A 25,308-nucleotide genomic window follows, 5' to 3' on the forward strand; every position below is an offset into this window, starting at 1 on the left:
ACGGCTCTTGTGGGGGCTGGCTTGCCTGCGAAGCGGACGATGCGGTTCTGTCTGTCTGACCACATCATCGTTCTTCGCGGGCAAGCCCGCGCCCACAAAAAAATCACATCCGGAACACACCGAAGCGGCTCGGTTCGATTGGGGCATTCAACGAGGCTGACAAGGCCAGAGCCAGCACGTCGCGGGTCTGCGCCGGGTCGATGACGCCGTCGTCCCACAACCGTGCGCTGGAGTAGTAGGGGTGACCCTGCTGTTCGTACTGATCGAGGATTGGTTGCTTGATCTCGGCTTCCTGTGCATCGGAGAAGCTGTGACCACTGCGCTCGGCTTGCTCGCGCTTGACTTGCACCAGCACCCCGGCGGCCTGCTCGGCGCCCATCACGCCAATGCGAGCGTTGGGCCACATCCACAAAAAGCGCGGATCGTAGGCGCGGCCACACATGCCGTAGTTGCCCGCACCGAAGCTGCCACCGATGATCACGGTGAACTTCGGCACCTTGGCGCAAGCCACCGCGGTTACCAGTTTCGCACCGTGTTTGGCGATGCCGCCGGCCTCGTATTTCTGGCCGACCATGAAGCCGGTGATGTTCTGCAGGAACAGCAGCGGAATACCGCGCTGGCAGGCCAGTTCGATAAAGTGCGCGCCTTTTTGCGCGGCTTCGGCGAAGAGGATGCCGTTGTTGGCGAGGATAGCGATCGGGTAGCCATGCAGGTGAGCAAAACCGCACACCAGCGTGGTACCGAACAGTGCCTTGAATTCATCGAACACCGAACCGTCCACCAGGCGCGCGATGACTTCACGCACGTCGAACGGTTGCTTGGCGTCGGCCGGAACCACGCCATACAGCTCGTCGGTGGGGAACAGCGGGGCAATCGGCGCGCGTTGTTGCAACTCACCGAGCTTGCGCCAATTGAGGTTGGACACGCTGCGCCGCGCCAGGGCCAGCGCGTGTTCATCGCTGTCGGCGTAATGGTCTGCGACCCCGGAAATCTTGCAGTGCACATCGGCCCCGCCAAGGTCTTCGGCGCTGACCACTTCACCGGTGGCGGCTTTCACCAGCGGTGGGCCGGCGAGGAAGATGGTGGCCTGTTGGCGAACCATGATCGCTTCGTCGGCCATGGCCGGTACGTAGGCGCCGCCGGCAGTGCAGGAACCCATGACCACGGCGATCTGCGGAATGCCCATGGCGCTCATGTTGGCCTGGTTGAAGAAGATCCGCCCGAAGTGCTCGCGGTCCGGGAACACTTCATCCTGACGTGGCAGGTTGGCGCCGCCGGAGTCCACCAGGTAAATGCACGGCAGGCGATTCTGCTGGGCGATGGTCTGGGCGCGCAGGTGCTTTTTCACGGTCAGCGGGTAGTAGGAACCGCCTTTTACCGTGGCGTCGTTGGCGACGATCATGCATTCGACGCCCTCGACCCGGCCAATCCCGGCAATCACGCCGGCAGCCGGAACATCTTCGCCATACACTTCGTAGGCCGCCAGTTGGCTGATTTCCAGAAATGGCGAACCCGGATCGAGCAGGCGATTGATCCGCTCGCGCGGCAGCAGTTTGCCCCGCGAGGTGTGCCGCTCCTGGGCCTTGGCGCCGCCACCTTGCTGGACCTGAGCGAGCAGGGTATGCAGCGCGTCGACCTGGGTGAGCATTGCCGCGCGGTTGGTCGCGAACTCCGCCGAGCGCGGATTGAGTTGAGTATGCAAGATGGTCATGGGGCGCTCGCTCTGTTAGCGGGTTTCGTTGAACAGTTCACGACCGATCAGCATGCGGCGAATCTCGCTGGTGCCGGCGCCGATTTCGTAGAGCTTGGCGTCACGCAGCAAACGACCTGCCGGGAATTCATTGATGTAGCCGTTGCCGCCGAGAATCTGGATCGCGTCGAGGGCCATTCGGGTCGCGCATTCAGCGCTGTAGAGGATCACCCCGGCGGCGTCCTTGCGGGCGGTTTCGCCGCGCTCGCAGGCCTGGGCCACCGCATAGAGATAGGCGCGGCTGGCGTTGAGTTGGGTGTACATGTCGGCGACTTTGCCCTGGATCAGCTGGAACTCGCCGATGCTCTGACCGAACTGTTTGCGGTCATGGATGTAGGGCACCACCAGGTCCATGCAGGCCTGCATGATCCCGGTCGGGCCGCCGGAGAGCACCACGCGCTCGTAATCGAGGCCGCTCATCAACACTTTGACGCCACCGTTGAGGGCGCCCAGCAGGTTTTCTTCCGGCACTTCAACGTCGTCGAAGAACAGCTCGCAAGTGTTTGAGCCGCGCATGCCGAGCTTGTCGAATTTGTTGCTGCGGCTGAAGCCTTTCCAGTCACGCTCGACAATGAAAGCACTGATGCCGTGGGCGCCTTTTTCCAGGTCGGTCTTGGCGTAGATCACATAGGTGCTGGCATCCGGACCGTTGGTGATCCAGGTCTTGCTGCCGTTCAGGACAAAACGGTCGCCACGCTTGTCGGCGCGCAATTTCATCGAGACCACGTCGGAACCGGCATTCGGTTCACTCATGGCCAGAGCACCGACGTGTTCGCCGCTGATCAGTTTTGGCAGGTATTTGGTTTTCTGTTCGTGGTTGCCATTACGGTTGATCTGGTTGACGCAAAGGTTGGAATGCGCGCCGTAGGAGAGGGCAACCGAAGCCGAGCCGCGGCTGATTTCTTCCATGGCCACCACGTGGGCCAGGTAGCCCAGGCCGGCTCCGCCGTATTCTTCCGGCACGGTAACCCCAAGCAATCCCATGTCACCGAACTTGCGCCACAGGTCGGCGGGGAACAGGTTGTCGACATCGATCTGCGCAGCGCGCGGGGCGATCTCCTTGGCCACGAAGGACTGGACCTGATCGCGCAGCATGTCGATGGTTTCGCCCAGGGCGAAGTTCAGGGTTGGGTAGCTCATGGGGTCACCTTTGGGCTTTTTGTTAGAGAGCGGAGAGCGCCTGATCAGCTCTCACCTTTACGTTAACGTAAGCCTGCGCTCGACGACTGTCAATCACCCTTTACGTTAACGTCAACTTGCGCCAGAGTAGAGGCAGATTTTTTGTTCAAACCCACTAATAAACACAATAGGGGTCGTCATGGATCAACCAGGTGCCATTCAGCATAGCTATACCCGTGGCTCGCAGGACAAAGCCCTGCTGGCGCTGACCATCGGTCAGGCGTTCGACAACACCGTTGCGCAGTATCCGGATGGCGAGGCGTTGGTGGTTCGCCATCAGCAACAGCGCTATAGCTGGAAGCAGTTGGCCGAGGCCGTCGACTTGCATGCCAGAGCGCTGCTTGCATTGGGTTTGCAGGCCGGTGATCGCCTTGGCGTCTGGGCGCCGAACTGCGCCCAGTGGTGCATCAGTCAGTTTGCCAGCGCGAAGATCGGGGTGATCCTGGTCAACATCAATCCGGCCTATCGCAGTTCCGAACTGGAATACGTGCTTAAGCAATCCGGTTGCCAATGGCTGGTGTGCGCCGGGTCCTTCAAGACTTCCGATTACCACGCGATGCTGCAAGGCCTGGTGCCGGAACTGGCAGAACAGGCCATCGGCCAGTTGCACAGCGAACGCCTGCCGGACCTGCGCGGCGTCATCAGTCTGGATCTGCAGCCGCCATCGGGTTTCCTGCCTTGGTCGCAGTTGTCCGCGTTGGGTGCCGGGGTAGAGGTTGAGCGCTTGCAGGACCGGCAGAACAGCCTGCATTTCGATCAGGCGGTGAACATCCAGTACACCTCGGGCACCACCGGCTTTCCCAAAGGTGCGACCCTCAGTCACCACAACATTCTGAACAATGGCTACATGGTCGGTGAAAGCCTCGGCCTGACCGCAGCCGATCGGCTGGTAATCCCGGTGCCGCTGTATCACTGCTTCGGCATGGTCATGGGTAACCTCGGTTGCATGACCCATGGCAGCACCATGATTTACCCCAACGATGCCTTCGATCCGTTGCTGACCTTGACCACCGTCGCCGAAGAACAGGCCACGGCGTTGTACGGTGTACCCACCATGTTTATCGCCATGCTCGATCAGCCACGGCGCGCCGAGTTCGACCTGTCGAGCTTGCGCACCGGGATCATGGCCGGGGCAACCTGTCCGATCGAAGTGATGCGTCGGGTGATTAACGAAATGCACATGAGCGAAGTGCAGATCGCCTACGGCATGACCGAAACCAGCCCGGTGTCCTTGCAGACCGGTCCCGCGGACGACCTGGAGGTGCGCGTCACCACGGTCGGTCGAACCCAGCCGCAACTGGAAAGCAAGATCATCGACGGAGTCGGTAACACCGTTCCTCGCGGGCAGATCGGCGAGCTGTGCACCCGTGGTTACAGTGTGATGCTCGGTTACTGGAACAATCCGAAAGGCACCGCCGAGGCCATTGATGAGGCCGGCTGGATGCGCACCGGTGATCTGGCGACCATGAATGAGCAAGGCTACGTGTGCATCGTCGGGCGCAACAAGGACATGATTATTCGCGGCGGCGAAAACGTTTATCCCCGTGAGCTGGAAGAGTTTTTCTTTACCCATCCGGCGGTGGCGGATGTGCAGATTATCGGCATTCCGGACGCCAAGTACGGTGAGGAAATAGTTGCCTGGATCAAGTTCCATCCCGGCCACACGGCCAACGAACTGGAGCTGCAAACCTGGTGCAAGGAACGCATCGCGCACTTCAAGACGCCGCGTTACTTTAAATTCGTCGATGAATTTCCGATGACGGTGACTGGCAAGATCCAGAAATTCAGGATGCGCGAGATCAGCATCGAGGAGCTCAGCGCGACGCGGTAGGAGGGGCCGAGGCTGCGATCTTTTGGGGTGGTGCAACGCCCGAAGATCAAAAGATCGCAGGCTGCGCGAGCTCCTACAGGGGGGGGGCTTTAATTCGCCGGCCATATCGAGTACCAGCTCGGTCGGCGTAGGAGCTGCCGAAGGCTGCGATCTTTTGGCGGTACCGCATAGTTGGGAGGAAAACCCAAACGCCAGAAAGCACAAAGGGGAGCCGAAGCTCCCCTTTAATTTGTTGTTACGTGCTCTTTTTTTATTATTGAGGGGCGGTCTGTTGTTGTTTTTGGCAACCGTGGCCCTTTACCGCTGTTATGTCGATCCCTATCCAGGATCAAGAGCAAACGTATTTTTTTGAGCGCTGATCTACCTTCTCGCCAAGCGATCCAACCAGTTCGGGAGCTACCTGAAGGTAGTTTTATTGTTCTCTGCCCGGTTGCGGGTTGCTTCGAAAAGCACCCTGAAAAGCACACCTTCTCCAAAAAAATCTGTTAGCTGCGTCTCTGCCGTGTTGTTTTTGTTATGTCAGAGTCGTTACGTCTTATTTTTATTGGGTTTGTCGCTTATTTTTATTCTTGTTATACAGAAGAGATAGCAGGAGCCGTGCCAACTTTTAAAAACACTTTAAAATCAATGACTTGATAAATTTGTAAGAAAGGGCAGTCAGACAATTCCCGCCAATCTGTTCCCGTGTTACTCGTTTTCGCTGCGGGATTGAGGGGGCGGTAACACCCCGACACCTCACACTGCGCTGCGAGCCTTGGCCACGCGCGAACCGGTCGGGCGCCCCAGTACCGTGCAGATCTGCTGGCCGGCCTGGATCAGGCGATCCATGTCGATCCCGGTGCTGATCCCCAGGCCATTGAGCAGGTACAGCACGTCTTCGGTGGCGACGTTACCGCTGGCGCCTTTGGCGTAGGGGCAGCCGCCGAGGCCGGCGATGGAACTGTCGAACACCGCGATGCCTTCCAGCAGGCTGGCGTAGATATTGGCCACGGCCTGGCCGTAAGTGTCGTGGAAGTGCCCGGCCAGTTTGTCCCGCGGGACCTGAGCGCCGACCACCTCGAACATCCTTCGGGTAGCGCCGGCGGTACCGGTGCCGATGGTGTCGCCCAGCGAAACTTCGTAGCAGCCCATGGCATACAACTCACGCGCGACAGCGGCGACTTGCTCGGGCGCCACCTCACCTTCATACGGGCAACCCAGCACGCAGGACACATAACCGCGTACGCTGACGCCGTGTTGCCTGGCGGCCTCCATGATTGGCACGAAACGCTCGAGGCTTTCGCTGATCGAGCAATTGATATTGCGTTGGGAAAACGCTTCGGAAGCGGCGGCGAACACCGCGACTTCCTTGACCCCGGCCGCCAGTGCGTCTTCGAAACCGCGCAGGTTTGGTGCCAGCGCACCGTAGGTCACGCCTGCCTTGCGCTGGATCTGGGCGAAGACCTCGGCGGAGCCGGCCATCTGCGGCACCCATTTGGGTGAGACGAAACTGCCGACTTCGATATAGCCCAGACCGGCGGCGGTCAGCGCATCGACCAGTTGCACCTTGTCCGCCACGCTGATGGGTTGGGCTTCGTTCTGCAGACCGTCGCGGGGGCCGACTTCGATCAGGCGTACGTGGGTTGGGAGAGACATAAGGGGTTCACCTGTTTTTATTGATACTGCATTAGCGGTACTACCGCGCACCCGTAGCAGCTGCCGTCAGGCTGCGTTCGGCTGCGCAGCAGTCGTAGAATTCACGAGCGCGTCATTTCAGGGAAAACGTGTCGTTTGGACTGCGACCGCTACGCGCTCGAACGCAGGCTTCGCCAGCTGCTACGCACAACCGCATTCAACCTCGGCCAACGATGTTCCTACTGCACAACCTTCTGATTCTCGATCGTCTCTTCCAGCGCCTGGATACAGCGCTCTTCCGCGGTGTCCAGTTCCAGTTTCATCTGCTCGATATCGAGCATCTGCTGTTCCAGCTGCTCGCGACGCTCGGTGATTTTCGCCAGCATGCTGTGCAGCTGTTTCTGGTTGCCGCTGGTGGGGTCGTAGAGTTCGATCAGCTCGCGGCATTCGGCCAGGGAGAAGCCGATGCGCTTGCCCCGCAGAATCAGCTTCAGGCTGACTTTGTCCCGGGGCGAGTAGATGCGTTCCTGGCCACGCCGCTCGGGAGCAAGCAAGCCTTGCTCCTCATAGAAGCGAATGGCGCGGGTGGTGATATCGAGCTCGCGGGCGAGGTCGGAGATGCTGTAGGTCTGGCTGCTCATGGAAGCGCTCGAGAAAGGTCTTGCTGCTAAGCTAATGGCAGGTTGACGTTTACGTCAAGCAGTGAAGATCTTCGGTGTCATTGCTGGCCTCATCGCGAGCAAGCTCGCTCCCACAGTAGATCGGTGTGGAGCACAGATTCTGTGCACGCCGAAAATCCACTGTGGGAGCGAGCTTGCTCGCGATGAACGATGACGCGGTCTTCAGGCCGACACTTTATCCAGCTTCTTCTCATGGGCAGTCACTTGCTGGCACAACTCGATCATCTGCTCGCGCATCCAGCGGTTGGCCGGGTCCTGGTCGGTGCTTTCGTGCCAGTAGAGGTGGGTCTCGACCGGTGGCACGTCATTGACCGGCAGGTTGAAGGCATGCAGCTCATGCCGACGGGCGAAACGCTCCGGCACGGTCATTACCATGTCGGTCTGCTGCAGCACTTGCGAGGCCATCAGGTAATGCTGCGAGCGCAGGGCGATTTTGCGCTGGATGCCCATCTTGCCCAACGCCAGGTCGACATGCCCCAGGCCACTGCGACGGCTGGAAATATGGATATGGGTCAGGGACAAGTAGTCGTCGAGGGTGAATTTGTCTTTGCCTGCCAATGGATGCCCCTTGCGCATGGCGCAGACATACCGGTCTTCCATCAACTTGACGTGGCGCACTTGCGGATCGGTGTTGAGCGGCGCGTCGACCGCGAAGTCGAGGCGACCGGCCGCCAGTTCCTTGGTGGTTTCCCGGCGTTTGGATAAAAAGCTCTCGATGATCACCGTCGGTGCCAGACGTCGCAGGCGCTGGAACAGCGGCGGCAGGATCACCGCTTCGGTGAGGTCGGTCATGCTGATGCGGTAGGTCTTGGTCGCTTGCAGGGGGTTGAAAATCCGGCTTTCCTGCACCGACACCCGCAGCAGCGATAACGCGTTGCGCACCGGACCGATGATGTTTTGCGCCATAGGCGTAGGCACCATGCCCTGGGCGGTACGCACGAACAACGGGTCGTTGAAGGTCTCGCGCAGGCGGGCCAGAGCGTTCGAAACGGCTGGCTGAGTGATTCCGATGATCTGCCCGGCGCGGGTCAGATTGGCTTCGGTGTAGATCGCGTCGAAGACGATGAAAAGGTTCAGGTCGACCTTGCTCAGATTCATTGCGCTGCACTCTTATTTTTAGGTTTCGATCAACTGATCATATATCGGTGATGAATGTTAATACACGCCGGGAATAGGCTAGGTAAATTTTCGTAGCTGTTCTAGCATCGATTGCATCACCTCATCAATCCCTGGAAGAAGGTAGCTGCTCATGGATTTCGCTTATTCCCCTAAGGTTCAGGAACTGCGTGAGCGCGTGACCGCGTTCATGGACGCTTACGTTTATCCGGCTGAAGCGGTGTTCGAACGCCAGGTCTCGGAGGGCGACCGTTGGCAGCCGACCGCGATCATGGAAGAGCTCAAACTCAAGGCCAAGGCCGAAGGCTTGTGGAACCTGTTCTTGCCCGAGTCCGAGTTGGGCGCAGGCTTGACCAACCTTGAGTACGCACCGCTGGCGGAAATCATGGGCCGCTCCCTGCTCGGGCCGGAGCCGTTCAACTGCTCGGCGCCCGACACCGGCAATATGGAAGTGCTGGTGCGTTATGCCAACGAAGAACAGAAGCAGCGCTGGCTGGAGCCGCTGTTGCGCGGCGAGATCCGTTCGGCCTTTGCCATGACCGAGCCGGATGTGGCTTCTTCCGACGCGACCAACATGGCCGCCCGTGCCGAGCGCGATGGCGACGAGTGGGTGATCAACGGCAAGAAATGGTGGACCTCGGGTGCCTGCGACCCACGCTGCAAGATCCTGATCTTCATGGGCCTGAGCAATCCGGATGCGCCGCGTCATCAACAGCACTCGATGATTCTGGTGCCGGTGGATGCTCCGGGTGTGAAGATCGTCCGCCCGCTACCGGTGTTCGGTTACGACGACGCGCCTCACGGCCATGCGGAAGTGCTGTTCGAAAACGTCCGGGTACCTTACGAGAACGTGCTGCTGGGTGAGGGTCGCGGTTTTGAAATCGCCCAAGGTCGCCTTGGCCCAGGCCGGATTCACCACTGCATGCGCTCGATCGGCATGGCTGAGCGGGCACTGGAACTGATGTGCAAACGCGCAATCAGCCGGACCGCGTTCGGTAAACCCCTGGCACGTCTGGGTGGCAATATCGACAAGATCGCCGACTCGCGGATGGAAATCGACATGGCGCGCCTGCTGACATTGAAGGCGGCGTACATGATGGACACGGCTGGCAACAAGGTGGCGAAAAGCGAAATTGCCCAGATCAAGGTGGTTGCACCGAACGTGGCCTTGAAGGTCATCGACCGGGCGATCCAGATCCATGGCGGTGCCGGGGTTTCCAACGATTTCCCGCTGGCTTACATGTATGCCATGCAGCGCACCCTGCGCCTGGCCGACGGCCCGGACGAAGTGCACCGCGCGGCCATCGGCAAGTTTGAGATCGGCAAGTATGTGCCGAAAGAGATGATGCGTAGCGGGCAGTAACACCGAGTCGACTTCATCGCGAGCAAGCTCGCTCCCACACTTGACCGAGTTCAGCCGCAAAATTGCGGTCAACTCAGATCAAATGTGGGAGCGAGCTTGCTCGCGATAGCATCAGCCCAGTCAATGCAGCACTTTCAGGGCTCAATACACCCAAACCTCCACCCGCCGATTCTTGATCCTCCCTTCATCAGCGCTATTGGCCGCCACCGGCATCTCGGCGCCAAAGCCGCGAATCTCGCGCAACACCACGCCGTTCTTGACCAGTTCCCGTCGTACCGCCATGGCTCGCAGCTTCGACAAGAGGTCTGCCCGCGCCGGGTCGCTCTTGGCATCGCCAAATCCCACCAGCGTCACCTGTTTATCGAGCTTGCCGTGGAGCCTTAAATAGTCGAGCACCCGCGACAGATCCTGACGGGCCTTGTTGTCCAGGCTGGCGCTGCCTTCCTCGAAGCGAAAATTCACCGACAGCCGTTGCGCGTGACGGGTGATGGCCTGATAGCCATCAGGCATCTGCGCGCCCGCCGTTACCGTCATGGCTTGGACGCTCTGGGCAATAAAACCGTTGGCGGCGACGATGGCCTGGCCCTTGCTGCTTTGGGCAAAGACCACCAGCGCCGTGGCCCACGGGTTCTGCCCGGCAGGCGGCAGGTAAAAGAACAAGCGCCGCGACAACGGATAGTCCTCGGTGGCGATCAGGCTATTGAGCGGCAGCATGGGCTGCGAAGCACCGTCGACAATCGCCACGGCCTTGGCCTGGCGTACGTAAGGCAGGCCGATAAAGCCGATGCCCTGCGGGTCCTGGCTGACCGCATCAGACAGCTGTTCGCTGGATTCAAAACGTTTCGCCGCGCTGCCCAGGGTTTTGCCGCGACGGTTGAGCACAAGTTCCTTGAAGGTGTCGTAGGTGCCCGATTGCTCATCCCGGGCATACAACTGGATCATCCCGCCAATGCCACCCAGATCCTCCCAGGTTTTCACCTCGCCGCTGAAAATACGCGCCAGTTGCTCGGTGTTCAGTTGATTCAGCGGGTTCTGCGGATGGAGGATGATCGCCAGACCGTCAATGGCGATAACCTGTTCGGCGCCCGGGTTTTTCAGGTCGCCCACGGCTTCCAGATCGACCAGTTCACTGTCCTTGATCGGCCGCGAGGCGGCTGCGAGGTCAGCGCTTGAGGTTTTCAGGGCGACGAAGCCGGTACTGGAGCCATGGGCCGCGACTTCCACTACCACCTGGCGACCTTCTGTCGTCTGGCCGACGATCCGCTGTTCGTTGGCTTTGCCGGTGATTTCGCTACGTACCTTGAGCAGGCCCTGATCTTCCATCAGCCCTTTGACCAGCGCCGGACCCAGTGCGGCGCCGATGGTGTTGGAACCCTGAATGCGCAGGGCAGGGCCATGCTCCGGGGTCGGTAGCTGATTGGCGAAGACCGGAACAGTCAGGCCGCAAAGCATCATCACAAACAGCGCGCGCAGCATCGGAGCGGCACCTTTTAGGGCAAAGGAAGTGCCGGGAGAATAAGACAGTCAGGTTGCTGAAATATGACAGGCGCCGCAGATCAACTGTGGGAGCAGCCGGTCGACGCTCGATTGCTCGCGATAGCGGACTGTCAGCCAACATCAATGTTGAATGTCAGCCCCAATCGCGAGCAAGCTCGCTCCCACATGAGAGTTGTGTCGGTCTTTGGGGCTCAGCTCAACTCAAGCCAGATCGGCGCATGGTCGGAAGGTTTTTCCATGGCGCGCAGGTCGTAGTCGACGCCTGCAGCCTTGATTCGCGGCAACAGAGCGTGCGAGGCCAGGATCAGGTCGATGCGCAGACCCCGCTTGGGTTCGTCTTCAAAGCCACGGCTGCGGTAGTCGAACCAGCTGAAGCGATCAGCGACGTCCGGGTTCAGGTGCCGGAAGCTGTCCACCAGGCCCCAGTTCTTCAGGCGGGCCATCCACTCGCGTTCTTCCGGAAGGAAGCTGCACTTGCCGGTTTTCAGCCAGCGCTTCATGTTGTCCGGGCCAATGCCGATGTCGCAGTCTTCCGGGGAAATGTTTACATCGCCCATCACCACCAGCGGCTGGTCATTGCGGAACTGGGTTTCGAGCAATTGCTGCAGGTCGTTGTAGAAGCGTTGCTTGGCCGGGAACTTGGTCGGGTGGTCGCGGCTTTCACCTTGTGGGAAATAGCCGTTCATGATGGTCACCGACTCGCCGTTGGCGTCGGCGAAAGTGCCCCAGATAAACCGTCGCTGAGCGTCTTCCTCATCACTGGCAAAGCCTTTGTGCAGGGCGATCGGGGCCTGACGGGAGAGCAGGGCGACGCCGTAATGGCCCTTTTGCCCGTGGTAATACACGTGATAGCCGAGGGCCTGGATGTCGGCGAACGGGAACTGGTCGTCATGGACCTTGGTTTCCTGCAGGCCGATTACATCCGGTTGGTGCTTCTCGATCAGCGCTGCCAGCTGATGCGGCCGGGCGCGCAGGCCGTTGATGTTGAACGAGACGATCTTCATGGTCGGCAGTCCTGGCAAAACTGCGATGCTAGCCGACAAGACCGGCGGCGGCCAGCGTGGCAGTAGGTCAGATGCGCTGCTAAGGTCCTTTGGGCGTAGAGTATGAGCAGTAGTTACGGGGAACTGTGCGCGGGTACACAGGCTCGTAGTAACAAGCGTCTGTAAAAAGAGTGCGGCCACTTTGAGCCGTGCCCTGGGGAGATCGACCGTTATGCCTGAGACCTCAACTGCCATCGCTGACATTCATATGCTCGACAGTGGCTATTCCCGCGAAGCGCGCTCCTTGCTGTATCAGGCCTACCGGCATGAGCCGACGTTCGCCTTTTTGTTCGAGTCCGAGCGGCCTGGTTATGAGCAACGAGTCCGGGCCACGGTGCGCGAACTGGTCAAACAGCACTTTCTCCAGGACTTGCCGGCCATCGGCCTGTTGGTCAATGACCGGCTGATCGGTATCGCCCTGATCGCACCGCCGCAACGTCGTCTGGGTATCACCGAAAGTTGGGCCTGGCGCCTGCGGATGGTGCTCAGCACCGGCTTTCGTTGTACCCGGCGTTATCTGGACTATCACGAGGCGGTGGTGGCCTGCCTGCCCTCCGATGCGGTTCATGTCTTGCCGTTGCTGGGGATTCATCCGCAATTCCAGGGCAAGCACTTCGGCGAGCAATTGCTGCAAGCGGTGCATAATTGGTGCGCAGTAGACGAGCATTCGGAAGGCGTAGTACTCGACACCGGGAACCCTCGTTATCTGGAGTTCTATAAGCGTCAGGGTTACGAGGAAATCGGCGAGGTCGCTGTAGGACCTGTCCGCGAACACGTGTTTTTTCACCCCAACCCGCAGGTGTTACAAACAGCAACTGCTTAATCTGGAAACTTCCGCTCAATCCAGGCCTCTATCACGCTCCCTTGCTCGTGATAGCATCCGCGCCTATGAAGCTTCCAGGAAGAATTGCCAGCGGTTTACTCGTGCTGGTCACCAGCTGTGCGACGCTTGCACAAAGCGAATTGGACGTCCGGATCAAACCGTCCAACGATGAACTGAAGGCCAATATAGAAGGCTATATCGGAGGCCTCGGCGAGCGCGATGAAGAAGCCTTGTTGCGCTTCAGTCGCGGCGCCGAGGAGCAAGCGCGAAAGGCTGCCCAGGCCTTGGGTTACTATCAGCCGCAGATCGACAGCGAAGTCAAAGGCGGCAAGAAGCCTCGGTTGGTGTTGAACATCGACCCCGGCGAGCCCGTGCATTTGCGCAATGTCACGGTGCGCGTCGATGGCCCCGCAGCTTCTCTCAAATCCTTCCGGGTGCCCAAAGGCACTCAGCTGAAATCCGGCGCGGTACTCAATCACGGACACTACGAAGACGCCAAGCGCCTGATCCAGAATCAGGCCTCGCGCTACGGCTATTTCAGCGGACGCTTTACCCATCAGAAACTACTGGTCGACCCCCAGGCCGGCGTCGCCGACATTGAACTGGTCTACGACAGTGGTCCGCGTTATGCCTTGGGCAAGGTCAGCTTTGCCGGCGACACCCCGTTCGATGAAGACCTGCTGCAACGCATGGTGCCGTTCAAGGCCGGTGATCCCTACGACTCCGAACAGATCGCCGAGTTGAACCAGGCGTTGCAGTCGAGCGGTTATTTCGAAGGGGTGCGAGTCGATACCGCGCCCGCCGCCGCGGCCAACAACGTGATTCCGGTGGCCGTGCACCTGGAAACCCGCAAGCCGCGGACCATGGGCCTGGGCCTGGGGTTTTCCACCGACGTCGGGCCGCGCGTCAAGGCCAACTGGACCCGGCATTGGGTCAACCCCCAAGGCCACAGCTATGGCTGGGAGGCCGAGGTGTCCGCGCCACGGCAGAACGTCGGCCTGTGGTACGACGTGCCGCTGGATCCACCGCTGACCGACAAACTGCGCTATGCCGGCGGCTATCAATACGAAGAACTGGCGAGCAACGACAGCCTGAGCAAGCTGCTGACCCTCGGTCCCGAGTGGCACAGCAAGTTGCCCAGCGGCTGGCAGCGCGTGGTTTCGCTGAAATGGCAGCGCGAAGAGTACCGCCTCGGCGATGATTCCGGTCTGAGTACCTTGCTGATGCCCGGCGTCAGTTATTCCTACCTGCGCAGCGACAACCGCATCGATCCGCACAATGGCTATCGTCTGCAATTCGACACCAAGGTGGCCAAGGAAGGGTTGGGCTCGGATAACAATCTGCTCTACGGAACGGCGCTGCTCAAGGGCCTGACCACGGTCTGGGACAAGCACCGGCTCCTCGGTCGCGTGCAGTTCGGCGGCAGCGCCACCAATGGTTACGCGTCGGTCCCACCGTCACTGCGCTTCTTTGCCGGTGGCGATCAAAGCGTGCGCGGTTACGACTACCAGAGCCTGTCGCCGAAAAACTCCAAAGGCGATCGCATCGGTGGCCGCTACATGGTCGCCGGCAGCGCCGAGTATCAATATTCTGTTACTGATAAATGGCGGGTTGCGACCTTCATCGACCAGGGCAACTCGTTCAATACCCTTGAACTGCCAAACCTCAAGACCGGGGTCGGCATCGGTGTGCGCTGGGTTTCGCCGGTCGGGCCGTTGCGGCTGGACGTTGCCCGGGCAATGGACGACGACGGCGGCTTTCGTTTGCACTTTTCCATGGGGCCTGAGCTGTGAATCGTGGTGTGAAAATAGCCCTGCTGGCGATCCTGACGCTGGTGACGATGGTGTTGCTGGCGCTCGCCACGGTGCTGGGGACTCAGGCTGGAAGCCATTGGGCGATGGGGCTGGTACCGGGTTTGACGGTGGAAAATTTCCAGGGTCGCCTGGGCGGTCAATGGAGTGCCGAGCATCTGCTCTGGCAGCAGGACGGCAGCCGGGTCGAGCTGCGCCGACCGGTGTTTGCCTGGTCGCCGCTGTGTCTGACGCGCATGACCCTGTGCATCGAACAACTGAAGGTCGAGCAGGTCAGCCTGCAGTTTCCACCGGGCGGCGATGAAAGCAGCGGCCCCATCAACCTGCCCGAGTTGAAACTGCCACTGGCGATCGAGTTGGGCGAAGTGCGGATCGGCAGCCTGTTGTTCAACGGCAGCGAAGAACTCAAAGGCCTGCAACTGGCGGCGCAGTGGACGGCCAAGGGGCTGCAGATCGACTCGGTGCATCTGCAGCGGGACGAGCTGAGCCTGGACCTGTCCGGCCTGTTGCAACCAAGTGGCGACTGGCCGTTGACGGCTGAAGGTCGATTGACCTTGCCGGCACCGGGCAGCGAACCCTGGGCACTGGCCTTGAAAGTCGACGGCAATCTGTTGAAAACCTTGAACCTCAAGGCCGACAGCAGTGGCTACCTGCAAGGCCAATTGACTGGCGAGCTGCAACCCTTGGTGGATAACCTCCCGGCCCAGGTGCGCATCACCGCGGATGGCTTCAAGGCCAGCGCCGACTTGCCGGACACCTTGCAACTCAATCAGCTTGAGCTCACAGGCAAGGGTGATCTGAAAAACGGTTACCAATTGCTGGGCAATGCCACCTTGCCGGCCGAACAGGGGCCGGTTGGCCTGCTGCTGCAAGGCAAGGTCGACGCCAAGGGCGCGCAAATCGCCGCGCTGGACCTCAGTGCAAGCGCCGAGCAGAGCCTCAAGCTCAGCGGACAACTGGACTGGAGTGAAGGCTTCAGCGCCGAGGCCAGGGTCGACTGGCTGAACTTCCCCTGGCATCGGCTCTATCCGCTAATCGACGAACCTGAAGTGGCGCTGCGGACCTTCAATGGTGAAGTGTTCTATCGCGATGGCAACTATCTGGGCAACTTCAAGGCTGCCCTCGATGGCCCGGCGGGGGCGTTCAGCCTGAGCAGCCCGTTCAGTGGCGACCTGACAAAAATCTTCCTGCCGGAGTTCAAGCTGGCGGCAGGGCAGGGCAAGGCCGAAGGGCATTTGAACCTGCAATTCGCTGACGGCATCGCCTGGGACACGGCGCTGGACCTGTCGGCGATCAACCCGGCGTATTGGCTGGCGGAGCTGCCGGGCACCCTGGCCGGCCCGTTGCGCAGCAAGGGTGAGCTGAAGAATGAACAGCTGAAGTTGAACGCTGACCTGGACCTCAAGGGCAAACTGCGCGGTCAACCCGCGGTGTTCCAGGCCAAGGCCGATGGCGGGGGCGAACAATGGACCCTCAACGCCCTGGATATTCGCCTGGGTGACAACCGCATTCATGGCAGCGGCAGCCTGCAACAGAAACTGGCCGGGCAGATCGACATCAAGATGCCGCGCCTGGGTCAGCTCTGGCCGCAATTGCGCGGCCAGCTCAATGGCCGCGTCGATGTCGCCGGGACACTCAAGGCACCCCAAGGCAAGTTGAGCCTGCAAGGTCTGCAGCTGGCGCTGGAGGATAACCGCCTGCAAAGCCTGAACCTGGACGCCAAGCTGGATAGCGCGCAACGGGCACGCATCAATCTTAAAGCCAGCGGCATCCAGGCCGGTGATACGCAACTGGGCACGCTGACCGCCAGCGGCCAGGGCGATATCAAGCAGCAGAAGCTGGCGCTGGAGTTGCAGGGCCCGCTGCTCAAACTGGCCCTGGGGCTGGACGGCAATCTGGATAAAGGCAACTGGCGCGGACGTCTGGCCAGTGGTGACATACAGGCCGCAGGACAGGACTGGAAGTTGCAGTCCCCGGCGAAGCTCGAGTACCTGGCCGATGGCAAGCTCAACTTTGGTGCCCACTGCTGGGTGTCCGGACAAGCCAGTATGTGCGGTGAAGACCAGCGATTGATGCCCGACCCTATGCTGCGTTACCACCTCAAGCAGTTCCCGATTGAAAGCCTCGCGCAATGGTTGCCGAAGGAATTCGCCTGGAAAGGCCGGCTCAATGCCGACGTGCAACTGGATCTGCCGGCCAGCGGCCCGAAAGGCCAGGTCACGGTCGACGCCAGCGGCGGGACGTTGCGCATCCGCGAGAAAGACCAGTGGCTGGATTTCCCTTACCAGACACTGAAGCTCGACAGCCGCCTGGGTCCGACTCGCATCGATACCCAGCTCAATTTCGTCGGCGGCAAGCTGGGAGAACTGATGCTGCAGGCGCAGATCAATCCGTTAGCCAAGAACATGCCACTCACTGGCTCGTTCCGTCTCAGTGGCCTGGATCTGTCGGTGGCCCGACCCTTCGTGCCAATGGTCGAGAAGCTGTCCGGGCATTTGAACGGCAGCGGCAGTTTGTCCGGAGGGTTGCTGGCGCCCCAGGTCAACGGCAGTTTGGTTCTCAGCGACGGCGAAGTGTCGGGGCCGGAATTGCCCAGTAGTTTCGAGGCCCTGCAGCTTCAGGCACTGATTGCTGGGGAAAGCGTGCAGCTGAACGGCAGTTGGAAAAGCGGCAAGAGCGGGCAGGGCAGCTTGAGCGGGAATATTAACTGGGGCCAGGCACTGGTGGTCGATCTGAGCCTCAAGGGCTCGCAATTGCCAGTCACAGTCGAGCCTTATGCCGTGCTGGAAGTGGCACCGGACCTGCAGATCTCGATGCAGAACGACAAATTGGCGATCACCGGCAAGGTGCTGGTGCCCAAGGGTGATATCACCATCCGCGAGTTACCGCCATCCACCGTCAAAGTCTCGGATGACGCGGTGATCGTTGGCCATCAGACCGAAGAGGGCAAGCCGCCGCTGGCCATGGCCATGGATATCGACGTGATCGTCGGCAAGGAAAAGCTCAGCTTCAGCGGTTTTGGCCTGACCGCCAACCTGCAAGGCCAGGTGCATATCGGCGACAACATGGACACCCGTGGCGAGCTCTGGCTCAATGAAGGGCGATATCGCGCCTATGGCCAGCGCCTGACGGTGCGTCGTGCACGGCTGTTGTTCGCCGGGCCCATCGATCAGCCGTATCTGGACATCGAAGCGATTCGCCAGACTGGCAATGTGATCGCCGGGATCCGCTTGAGCGGCAATGCCGAGCAGCCGACCACGCAGATTTTCTCCGAACCGGCCATGAGCCAGGAGGATGCGCTGTCCTACCTGGTGCTCGGTCATCCGCGGAGCACCACCGGAGAAGACAACAACATGCTGGCCCAGGCGGCGCTGGGTCTGGGGCTGATGGGCAGTTCCAACTTCACCGGCACGCTGGCCAAGGACCTGGGAATTCAGGATTTCCAGCTCAACACCGAGGGCAGCGGCGCCGCCACCAGTGTGGTCGCCAGCGGCAATATCTCCGAGAAGCTCAGTTTGAGGTATGGGGTGGGCGTGTTCGAACCGGCCAATACCATCGCCCTGCGCTACAAACTGAGTAAGCGGGTCTATCTGGAAGCCGCCAGCGGCATCGCCAGTTCGCTGGATATCTTCTACAAGCGGGATTTTTAGGACGCGAAGCTAAAAGATCGCAGCCTGCGGCAGCTCCTACAGATATTGCGTACACCTGTTATTTCAAGGGTGAATCGACTCGGCGTAGGAGCTGCCGCAGGCTGCGATCTTGGCGGCCTTACCTGCGCCTGATGTGTACCTGCTAACACCTCCTTTCTAAAAACTTGCCACTCATAACCTCGGGTTCCTACCCTGCACCACTCATCCCCTAAATACAAAGCTTCCTAACTATTTCGTTGACATTCACTGCCTAGGCAGTAACATCTGGACACACACTCTCTGCCTAGGCAGCTATTTGGTGGCCAGATGAAACACTTCACGCCGGACAACTTTCTAAATTGCCATCTCGGGCTGCTGCTCGGCCGTGCCGCGTTGCTCAAGGACCGGATCATCGACACCCATATGGAACCTCACGGCGTCACCGCCGCGCAGTTCAAGGTGCTGATCATCATGGCCCAGTTTGGCGTCGATACCCCGGCCGAGCTGTGCCGCCATCTGTCCCTCGACAGCGGTTCGATGACGCGGATGCTCGACCGGCTCGAACAGAAAGGCCTGCTGGCGCGCCAACGCAGCGAAGGTGACCGGCGCCAGGTGCAGTTGGTGCTGACGGTCGAAGGACAGCGGCTGGCCGACATGCTTCCGGGAATCGGTGCCAACGCGATGAATCAATTGGCCAGCGCACTCGACCCTGAGGAGCTGCAAACGCTGGAGCGGATCCTGAAGAAAATATTGGTGGCGGCCGGTGACTCGATCACCTTGCTGCGAGTAGGTGATAAATGAGCAGTCAATCCTTGCGTAGCGGGCTGAGCCTGGTGCTATTGGCCCTGAGTCTGGCCGGTTGCGCCAGCTACAGTGGCCTCGACACCGAAGGCGTCAGCCTCGACGCGAACCACCTCAAGGCCGGGCAATCGCTCAGTGGCGTGACCCTGTCATCGGCAGCCTGGCCGAAAAGCGACTGGTGGAAAAGCCTCGGCGATCCGCAACTCGACGGCTTGATCCGCGAAGCCCTGCGAGACAGCCCGGATATGCAGATCGCCAGCGCCCGGGCCCATCAGGCCAGCGCCGCCGCTTATGCCGCCAACGCCGCGCGGATGCCGACCCTCGACGCCAGCGCCAGTGTCAGTCGTTCGCGGCTGGCCCGTGACCAGGACCCGAGCGGGCAGGGCGGCAACTACAGCACTCTGCGCAGTCTCGGCGTGGACTTCAACTACACCTTCGACCTCTGGGGCGGCCAGCGCGCCACCTGGGAAGCCGCGCTCGGCCAGGCCCGCGCCGCCGAGATCGACCGCCAGGCGGCGCAGTTGACCCTGGCCGCCGACGTCGCCCGGGCCTACAGCAATCTGGGCCAGGCGCATATCGTCCATGACCTGGCCAATGAAGATCTCAAGCGCACCCGGCAAATGCTCGACCTGGGCAACCGCCGGTTGAGCTCCGGGATCGACAGCCACTATCAGTACCAGCAAACCGAAAGCCTCGAGGCCAGCTCCCAGGCCGCGTTGATCGACGCCGAGAAAAACCTGCAAAGCGCCCGGATTGCCTTGGCGGTGTTGCTCGGTAAAGGCCCGGATCGCGGCAACGATATTGCTCGTCCGAACGTATTGCAGGCCAGTGCCGTGGCCTTGCCATCGGTGCTCCCGGCCGAGTTGCTCGGTCGTCGTCCGGACCTGATCGCTGCTCGCTGGCGGGTCGAAGCGGCGAGTAAGGATATCGTCGCTGGCAAGACCAACTTCTATCCAAACCTCAACCTGAGCGCGGCTGCCGGGGTTCAATCGCTATTGGGCGATGCGATGTTCGGCTCGGCGAGCCGCTTCTTTAATGTCGCGCCGACCGTATCGCTGCCGATTTTCGATGGTGGTCGCCTGCGTGCCGATCTCGATTCTCGGGACGCCGACTATGACCTCGCCGTGGCGCAGTACAACAAGAGCCTGGTGACCGCCTTGGGGGATGTCAGCGACACCCTCTCGCAACTGCGCGACATCGGCCGGCAGATCAAAGCCCAGCAACACGCCACAGATATTGCCCAGGACTCTTACAACACCGTGGTCCAGCGCTTCGGTTCCGGAATCGGCAACTACCTGGACGTACTCAGCATCGAGCAACAACTGCTGCAGACCCAGCGTCAGCTGGCGAACCTGAATGCCGAGCAGATCGACCTTTCGATTCAATTGATGCAGGCACTGGGCGGTGGGTTTCAGGCCGACACGCTGGCCGCGGCCAACCCAACCCCAGCCCCAGCCACGCGGACTGAATAATTCAAGGTACTTGTCATGGCTACTGAAGACACCCTCAACACTGCGCAAAACTCCCCGGATGCAGGCAACCAGGGCAACCCGCGCAAGCGCAAGGTCATGCTGCTGGCGTTGGCCGTCATCGTCGTTCTCGGGGGCTTGAGCGTCTGGGGCTGGCACGAGCTCTATGGACGCTGGAATGAAAGCACCGACGATGCCTACGTAAACGGCAACGTCGTGGAAATCACCCCCTTGGTCACCGGCACCGTGGTAAGCATTGGTGCCGATGACGGCGACCTGGTGCATGAGGGCCAGGTGCTGATCAACTTTGATCCCAATGACGCCGAAGTCGGATTGCAGAGTGCGCAGGCCAATCTGGCCCGTACCGTGCGTCAGGTCCGCGGCCTGTACAGCAACGTCGACGGCATGAAGGCGCAGGTCAACGCGCAGAAAGCCGAAGTGCAAAAAACCCAGGAAAACTTCAATCGACGCAAGAGCCTGGCGGCCGGCGGGGCGATTTCCCAGGAAGAACTGTCCCACGCCAGGGATGACCTGACTTCGGCGCAAAACGCCCTGGCCAATGCCCAACAGCAATTCAATACCAGCAGTGCATTGGTCGACGACACCGTGGTCTCGTCCCATCCGGACGTGCAGGCCGCCGCCGCGCAACTGCGTCAGGCCTACCTGACCAATGCCCGCAGTATCTTGATCGCGCCGGTTACCGGTTATGTCGCCAAACGCACCGTGCAACTCGGTCAGCGGGTTCAGCCAGGTACCGCGCTGATGGCGGTGATCCCGCTGGATGAGCTGTGGATCGATGCCAACTTCAAGGAAACCCAGCTGCGGGACATGCGCATCGGCCAGCCGGTGGACATCGAAGCCGACCTCTACGGCAGTGACGTGAAATACAGCGGCACCATCGACAGCCTCGGTGCCGGCACCGGCAGTGCCTTCGCCTTGCTGCCGGCGCAGAACGCCACCGGCAACTGGATCAAGATCGTTCAGCGGGTGCCGGTGCGGATTCATATCAACGCCGAAGAACTTGCCAAACATCCATTGCGGGTCGGTCTGTCGACTCAGGTTCGGGTCAATCTGCACGACCAGAGCGGGCCGGTGCTGGCGCAACAGCCGCCGCAAAAAGCCTCGTTCAGCACCAGTGTCTATGACCGTCAGTTGGTTGAGGCCGATGCAATGATCACCCGCTTGATCCACGACAACAGCTCTGCGGCGAGCAAAACCGTCCAGCGCTGATTCGCCAATCCCTCGGCTGCGGCCCTGGCGCTCGCAGCCAGCCACGTTTCAAAGGATTCGCGATGAGCAATAACGCCTCCTTCACGCCACCCAGCTTGTTGTTCGCCACCATTGGTTTATCCCTGGCGACCTTCATGCAGGTGCTCGACACCACCATCGCCAACGTGGCCTTGCCGACGATTTCCGGCAACCTGGGGGTGAGTTCGGAGCAGGGCACCTGGGTCATCACCTCGTTTGCCGTGAGCAATGCGATTGCGCTGCCGTTGACCGGCTGGCTCAGCCGGCGCTTCGGTGAGGTGAAGTTGTTTCTCTGGGCGACCATCCTGTTTGTGCTGGCGTCGTTTCTGTGCGGTATCTCCACCTCCATGCCCGAACTGGTCGGTTTTCGGGTGGTGCAGGGCCTGGTGGCGGGGCCGCTGTATCCGATGACCCAGACCCTGCTGATCGCGGTCTATCCGCCCGCCAAACGGGGGATGGCATTGGCATTGCTGGCGATGGTCACGGTGGTTGCACCGATTGCCGGGCCGATACTCGGCGGCTGGATTACCGATAGCTACAGCTGGCCGTGGATATTCTTTATCAACGTGCCCATTGGCGTGTTCGCGGTCATGGTGGTCAAGCAACAACTCAAGGCCCGACCGGTGGTGATCAGTCGCCAGCCGATGGATTATGTGGGCTTGCTGACCTTGATCATTGGCGTCGGTGCACTGCAGGTGATCCTCGACAAGGGCAACGACCTGGACTGGTTCGAGTCGAATTTCATCATTGTCGGCGCGGCCATCTCGGCGATAGCCCTGGCGGTGTTCGTGATCTGGGAAATGACCGACAAGCACCCGGTGGTCAATCTGCGGTTGTTCGCCCATCGCAACTTCCGCATCGGCACCATTGTGCTGGTGTTCGGTTATGCCGGGTTCTTCGGTATTAACCTGATCCTGCCGCAGTGGCTGCAGACACAAATGGGCTACACGGCGACCTGGGCCGGGCTGGCGGTGGCGCCGATCGGGATTCTGCCGGTGCTGATGTCGCCGTTTGTCGGCAAATACGCGCACAAGTTCGATTTGCGGCTGCTGGCCGGGCTGGCATTTCTGGCGATTGGCTTGAGCTGCTTTATGCGCGCCGGGTTCACCAATGAAGTGGACTTCCAGCATATCGCCCTGGTGCAGCTGTTCATGGGCATTGGCGTGGCACTGTTTTTCATGCCGACCTTGAGCATTCTGATGTCAGACCTGCCGCCGCACCAGATCGCCGACGGCGCCGGCCTGGCAACCTTCCTGCGGACCCTGGGCGGCAGTTTCGCGGCGTCCTTGACCACCTGGATCTGGATCCGTCGCGCCGACCAGCATCATGCCTATCTGAGCGAAAGCATCAGCACCTATGAGCCGGCGACACGGGATGCCTTGAACAGTCTGGGCGGGGCGGGCAATCCGGCCTATGCGCAGCTGGATCATGTGTTGACCAGCCAGGCGTACATGCTCTCGACCGTGGATTACTTCACATTGCTGGGGTGGGCTTTCATGGGCTTGATACTGCTGGTGTGGCTGGCCAAACCGCCGTTTGCGGCGAAGGCCGGGCCGGCGACGGCAGGGCATTGATTTAGCGGCGCCGGTGAAAAGATCGCAGCCTGCGGCAGCTCCTACGGGATTTGTGTACACCCGCAATGCCTCGGGTGTATTCGGTCGGCGTAGGAGCTGCCGCAGGCTGCGATCTTTTGATCTTTACGGCGCTATGAAGTCAAACGGCGCCAACGCAAACCCTTGCTCATCCACCTGCAACGCCCAACCCTGACGGTCCCAATCCCCCAGCACAATGCGTCTGGCCGCTTGCTCGCCGATCTGCAGTTTGTGGATGGCCGGGCGGTGGGTGTGGCCGTGGACCAGGGTGCGTACGCCGTATTCCTGCATGATCCGCGGGATTTCCTCGGGGGTCACGTCGACGATGTCGTTGGCTTTCATCCGGGTCTGGGTGCGGCTTTCGCTGCGCAGTTTGCGCGCCAGCTTGTGCCGGGTGCCCAAGGGCAGGTGCCGCAGGATAAACAAGGTGACGGGATTGCGCAGGTAACGGCGCATGCGCATATAGGCTTCGTCGCGGGTGCAGAGGCTGTCGCCGTGCATCAGCAGCACCGGCTCGCCGTTCAATTCAACGACGCTCGGGTCTTTGAGCCGAGTGCACCCGGCGGCCTTGCAGAAGGCCTTGCCGAGCATGAAATCGCGATTGCCATGCATCAGGAACACCTGCGTACCGCTGTCGCTGAGTTCCCGTAGTGCCTGGCAAATGGAAAGCTGGTAGGGGGTCATGGCATCGTCGCCGATCCATGCCTCGAAAAAATCTCCCAATATGTACAACGCTTGCGCCGAGCGGGCACGCCCGCTCAGTAAATCCAGAAACGCCCGGGTAATATCCGGGCGCTCCTCTTCCAGATGCAAATCTGAAATCAGCAATATCACTCAATGATCTCGGCTTTCTCGATGATCACGTCTTCTGCTGGCACGTCTTGATGACCGGACTTCATAGTGGTGGCAACACCTTTGATCTTGTCGACAACGTCGCTGCCTTCGACCACTTTACCGAATACTGCATAACCCCAGCCTTGCGCGGTTTTGGCGCTGTGGTTGAGGAAGCTGTTGTCGGCAACGTTGATGAAGAACTGCGCGGAAGCCGAATGCGGCTCCATGGTGCGGGCCATGGCGACGGTGTACTTGTCGTTGGAAAGACCGTTGTCGGCTTCGTTCTGGATGCTTGGGCGCTTGTCTTTCTTTTCCTTCATGCCAGGCTCGAAACCGCCGCCCTGGACCATGAAGTTACCAATGACACGGTGGAATACGGTGTTTTCGTAGTGACCGGCCTTAACGTATTCGACGAAGTTGGCCACGGTGATCGGGGCTTTTTCGGCGTTCAGTTCCAGGACGATGTCGCCCTTGTTGGTCGTCAGTTTGACTTTAGTCATGATCGTTATCGCTCTTTCAAGGAATTCGTGGGTTTCGGGGCGCTCACGCTGCCTGCGGGCCCGAACCGGTTTGGCAAAAAAAACGCCAGGGTGCGCAGTTTAGCGTGCCGGACGCGAATTTCGAGGCTGTTTTTCAAAACAGGTGCATTAAACGCAGCTGTTTTCGGGCCTCCTCTGTCAGGTGCTTGACAGCATCGGCTATGATAGCGGCTTTGTTTTGTCAGGCCCGTATTTCGGCCGCGCACTTGTATGTCCAAGGATCCTATGAGCAAGCCCACTGTCGACCCTACCTCGAATTCCAAGACCGGACCTGCCGTTCCAGTCAATTTCCTGCGCCCGATCATCCAGGCGGACCTGGACTCGGGTAAGCACACGCAGATCGTCACCCGTTTTCCGCCAGAGCCCAACGGCTACCTGCACATCGGCCATGCCAAGTCGATTTGTGTGAACTTCGGCCTGGCCGAGGAATTCGGTGGCGTCACGCACCTGCGTTTTGACGACACCAACCCGGCCAAGGAAGACCAGGAA

19 protein-coding genes are annotated in these 25,308 nt (G+C 60.3%); 10 read left to right on the forward strand and 9 right to left on the reverse strand.

The window, feature by feature from the left end; genetic code table 11:
* Window positions 1-103 precede the first annotated feature (103 nt).
* Together F8N85_RS29030 and F8N85_RS29035 are read right to left on the reverse strand one after the other, a co-directional pair.
* On the reverse strand, window positions 104-1,711 hold the full coding sequence (locus F8N85_RS29030; RefSeq protein ID WP_150806901.1) for a carboxyl transferase domain-containing protein: 1,608 nt from the start codon (window positions 1,709-1,711) through the stop codon (window positions 104-106).
* Window positions 1,712-1,726: 15 nt separating this feature from the next.
* Window positions 1,727-2,890, reverse strand: a complete 1,164-nt coding sequence (locus F8N85_RS29035; RefSeq protein WP_150806902.1) for an isovaleryl-CoA dehydrogenase — start codon at window positions 2,888-2,890, stop codon at window positions 1,727-1,729.
* A gap of 178 nt (window positions 2,891-3,068) precedes the next feature.
* Between F8N85_RS29035 and F8N85_RS29040 the strand changes: the two genes are divergently transcribed.
* Window positions 3,069-4,760 carry an AMP-binding protein gene (locus tag F8N85_RS29040; protein WP_150806903.1) on the forward strand — a complete coding sequence of 564 codons (1,692 nt, stop codon included), beginning with the start codon at window positions 3,069-3,071 and terminating at the stop codon, window positions 4,758-4,760.
* A 735-nt stretch (window positions 4,761-5,495) separates the two neighbouring features.
* Here the strand turns inward: F8N85_RS29040 and F8N85_RS29045 are convergent.
* The 3 genes from F8N85_RS29045 to F8N85_RS29055 form a co-directional block, all read right to left on the reverse strand.
* Window positions 5,496-6,395 carry a hydroxymethylglutaryl-CoA lyase gene (locus F8N85_RS29045; protein ID WP_150806904.1) on the reverse strand — a complete coding sequence of 300 codons (900 nt, stop codon included), beginning with the start codon at window positions 6,393-6,395 and terminating at the stop codon, window positions 5,496-5,498.
* A gap of 218 nt (window positions 6,396-6,613) precedes the next feature.
* A complete protein-coding gene (locus tag F8N85_RS29050) occupies window positions 6,614-7,015 on the reverse strand; it encodes a MerR family transcriptional regulator (protein ID WP_150644617.1) in 402 nt (133 codons plus the stop codon).
* Between the two features lie 201 nt (window positions 7,016-7,216).
* Complete coding sequence (locus F8N85_RS29055) at window positions 7,217-8,152, reverse strand: LysR family transcriptional regulator (RefSeq protein WP_150806905.1); 936 nt, start codon at window positions 8,150-8,152, stop codon at window positions 7,217-7,219.
* A 151-nt stretch (window positions 8,153-8,303) separates the two neighbouring features.
* Between F8N85_RS29055 and F8N85_RS29060 the strand changes: the two genes are divergently transcribed.
* On the forward strand, window positions 8,304-9,533 hold the full coding sequence (locus F8N85_RS29060; RefSeq protein ID WP_150806906.1) for an acyl-CoA dehydrogenase: 1,230 nt from the start codon (window positions 8,304-8,306) through the stop codon (window positions 9,531-9,533).
* A gap of 141 nt (window positions 9,534-9,674) precedes the next feature.
* On the opposite strand, the gene F8N85_RS29065 is transcribed toward F8N85_RS29060, so the two are convergent.
* Together F8N85_RS29065 and xthA are read right to left on the reverse strand one after the other, a co-directional pair.
* Window positions 9,675-11,009 (reverse strand): substrate-binding domain-containing protein, encoded by a 1,335-nt coding sequence (locus tag F8N85_RS29065; protein WP_150806907.1) that lies wholly within the window; start codon window positions 11,007-11,009, stop codon window positions 9,675-9,677.
* A 212-nt stretch (window positions 11,010-11,221) separates the two neighbouring features.
* On the reverse strand, window positions 11,222-12,034 hold the full coding sequence (gene xthA, locus F8N85_RS29070; RefSeq protein WP_150806908.1) for an exodeoxyribonuclease III: 813 nt from the start codon (window positions 12,032-12,034) through the stop codon (window positions 11,222-11,224).
* Window positions 12,035-12,245: 211 nt separating this feature from the next.
* Here xthA and F8N85_RS29075 point away from each other — a divergent pair, with 211 nt between their 5' ends.
* The 7 genes from F8N85_RS29075 (at window position 12,246) to F8N85_RS29105 (ending at window position 23,428) form a co-directional block, all read left to right on the forward strand.
* On the forward strand, window positions 12,246-12,896 hold the full coding sequence (locus F8N85_RS29075) for a GNAT family N-acetyltransferase (RefSeq protein WP_150806909.1): 651 nt from the start codon (window positions 12,246-12,248) through the stop codon (window positions 12,894-12,896).
* Window positions 12,897-12,961: 65 nt separating this feature from the next.
* The gene (locus tag F8N85_RS29080; protein ID WP_150806910.1) at window positions 12,962-14,689 is read left to right on the forward strand and encodes an autotransporter assembly complex protein TamA; all 1,728 of its coding nucleotides are present in this window, start codon (window positions 12,962-12,964) and stop codon (window positions 14,687-14,689) included.
* Window positions 14,686-18,357 (forward strand): translocation/assembly module TamB domain-containing protein, encoded by a 3,672-nt coding sequence (locus tag F8N85_RS29085; RefSeq protein ID WP_150806911.1) that lies wholly within the window; start codon window positions 14,686-14,688, stop codon window positions 18,355-18,357. Before F8N85_RS29080 ends, F8N85_RS29085 begins: the two co-directional genes overlap by 4 nt.
* A gap of 306 nt (window positions 18,358-18,663) precedes the next feature.
* Window positions 18,664-19,137 (forward strand): MarR family winged helix-turn-helix transcriptional regulator, encoded by a 474-nt coding sequence (locus F8N85_RS29090; RefSeq protein WP_150806912.1) that lies wholly within the window; start codon window positions 18,664-18,666, stop codon window positions 19,135-19,137.
* Window positions 19,134-20,609 (forward strand): efflux transporter outer membrane subunit, encoded by a 1,476-nt coding sequence (locus tag F8N85_RS29095; RefSeq protein WP_150806913.1) that lies wholly within the window; start codon window positions 19,134-19,136, stop codon window positions 20,607-20,609. The genes F8N85_RS29090 and F8N85_RS29095 overlap by 4 nt, the downstream gene beginning before the upstream one ends.
* 15 nt (window positions 20,610-20,624) lie before the next feature.
* Window positions 20,625-21,836, forward strand: coding sequence for an HlyD family efflux transporter periplasmic adaptor subunit (locus F8N85_RS29100; RefSeq protein WP_150806914.1), 1,212 nt, complete (start codon window positions 20,625-20,627; stop codon window positions 21,834-21,836).
* 62 nt (window positions 21,837-21,898) lie between these two features.
* On the forward strand, window positions 21,899-23,428 hold the full coding sequence (locus F8N85_RS29105; RefSeq protein ID WP_150806915.1) for a DHA2 family efflux MFS transporter permease subunit: 1,530 nt from the start codon (window positions 21,899-21,901) through the stop codon (window positions 23,426-23,428).
* A 123-nt stretch (window positions 23,429-23,551) separates the two neighbouring features.
* On the opposite strand, the gene lpxH is transcribed toward F8N85_RS29105, so the two are convergent.
* The gene (gene lpxH / locus F8N85_RS29110; RefSeq protein WP_150806916.1) at window positions 23,552-24,280 is read right to left on the reverse strand and encodes a UDP-2,3-diacylglucosamine diphosphatase; all 729 of its coding nucleotides are present in this window, start codon (window positions 24,278-24,280) and stop codon (window positions 23,552-23,554) included.
* Window positions 24,277-24,780 carry a peptidylprolyl isomerase gene (locus tag F8N85_RS29115; protein WP_150806917.1) on the reverse strand — a complete coding sequence of 168 codons (504 nt, stop codon included), beginning with the start codon at window positions 24,778-24,780 and terminating at the stop codon, window positions 24,277-24,279. Before F8N85_RS29115 ends, lpxH begins: the two co-directional genes overlap by 4 nt.
* Before the next feature lie 264 nt (window positions 24,781-25,044).
* Between F8N85_RS29115 and F8N85_RS29120 the strand changes: the two genes are divergently transcribed.
* A partial coding sequence (locus tag F8N85_RS29120; protein WP_263596392.1) for a glutamate--tRNA ligase family protein occupies window positions 25,045-25,308 on the forward strand: 264 nt, incomplete at its 3' end.

Source organism: Pseudomonas fluorescens (assembly GCF_902497875.1).
GTDB classification, from domain to species: domain Bacteria; phylum Pseudomonadota; class Gammaproteobacteria; order Pseudomonadales; family Pseudomonadaceae; genus Aquipseudomonas; species Aquipseudomonas fluorescens_BR.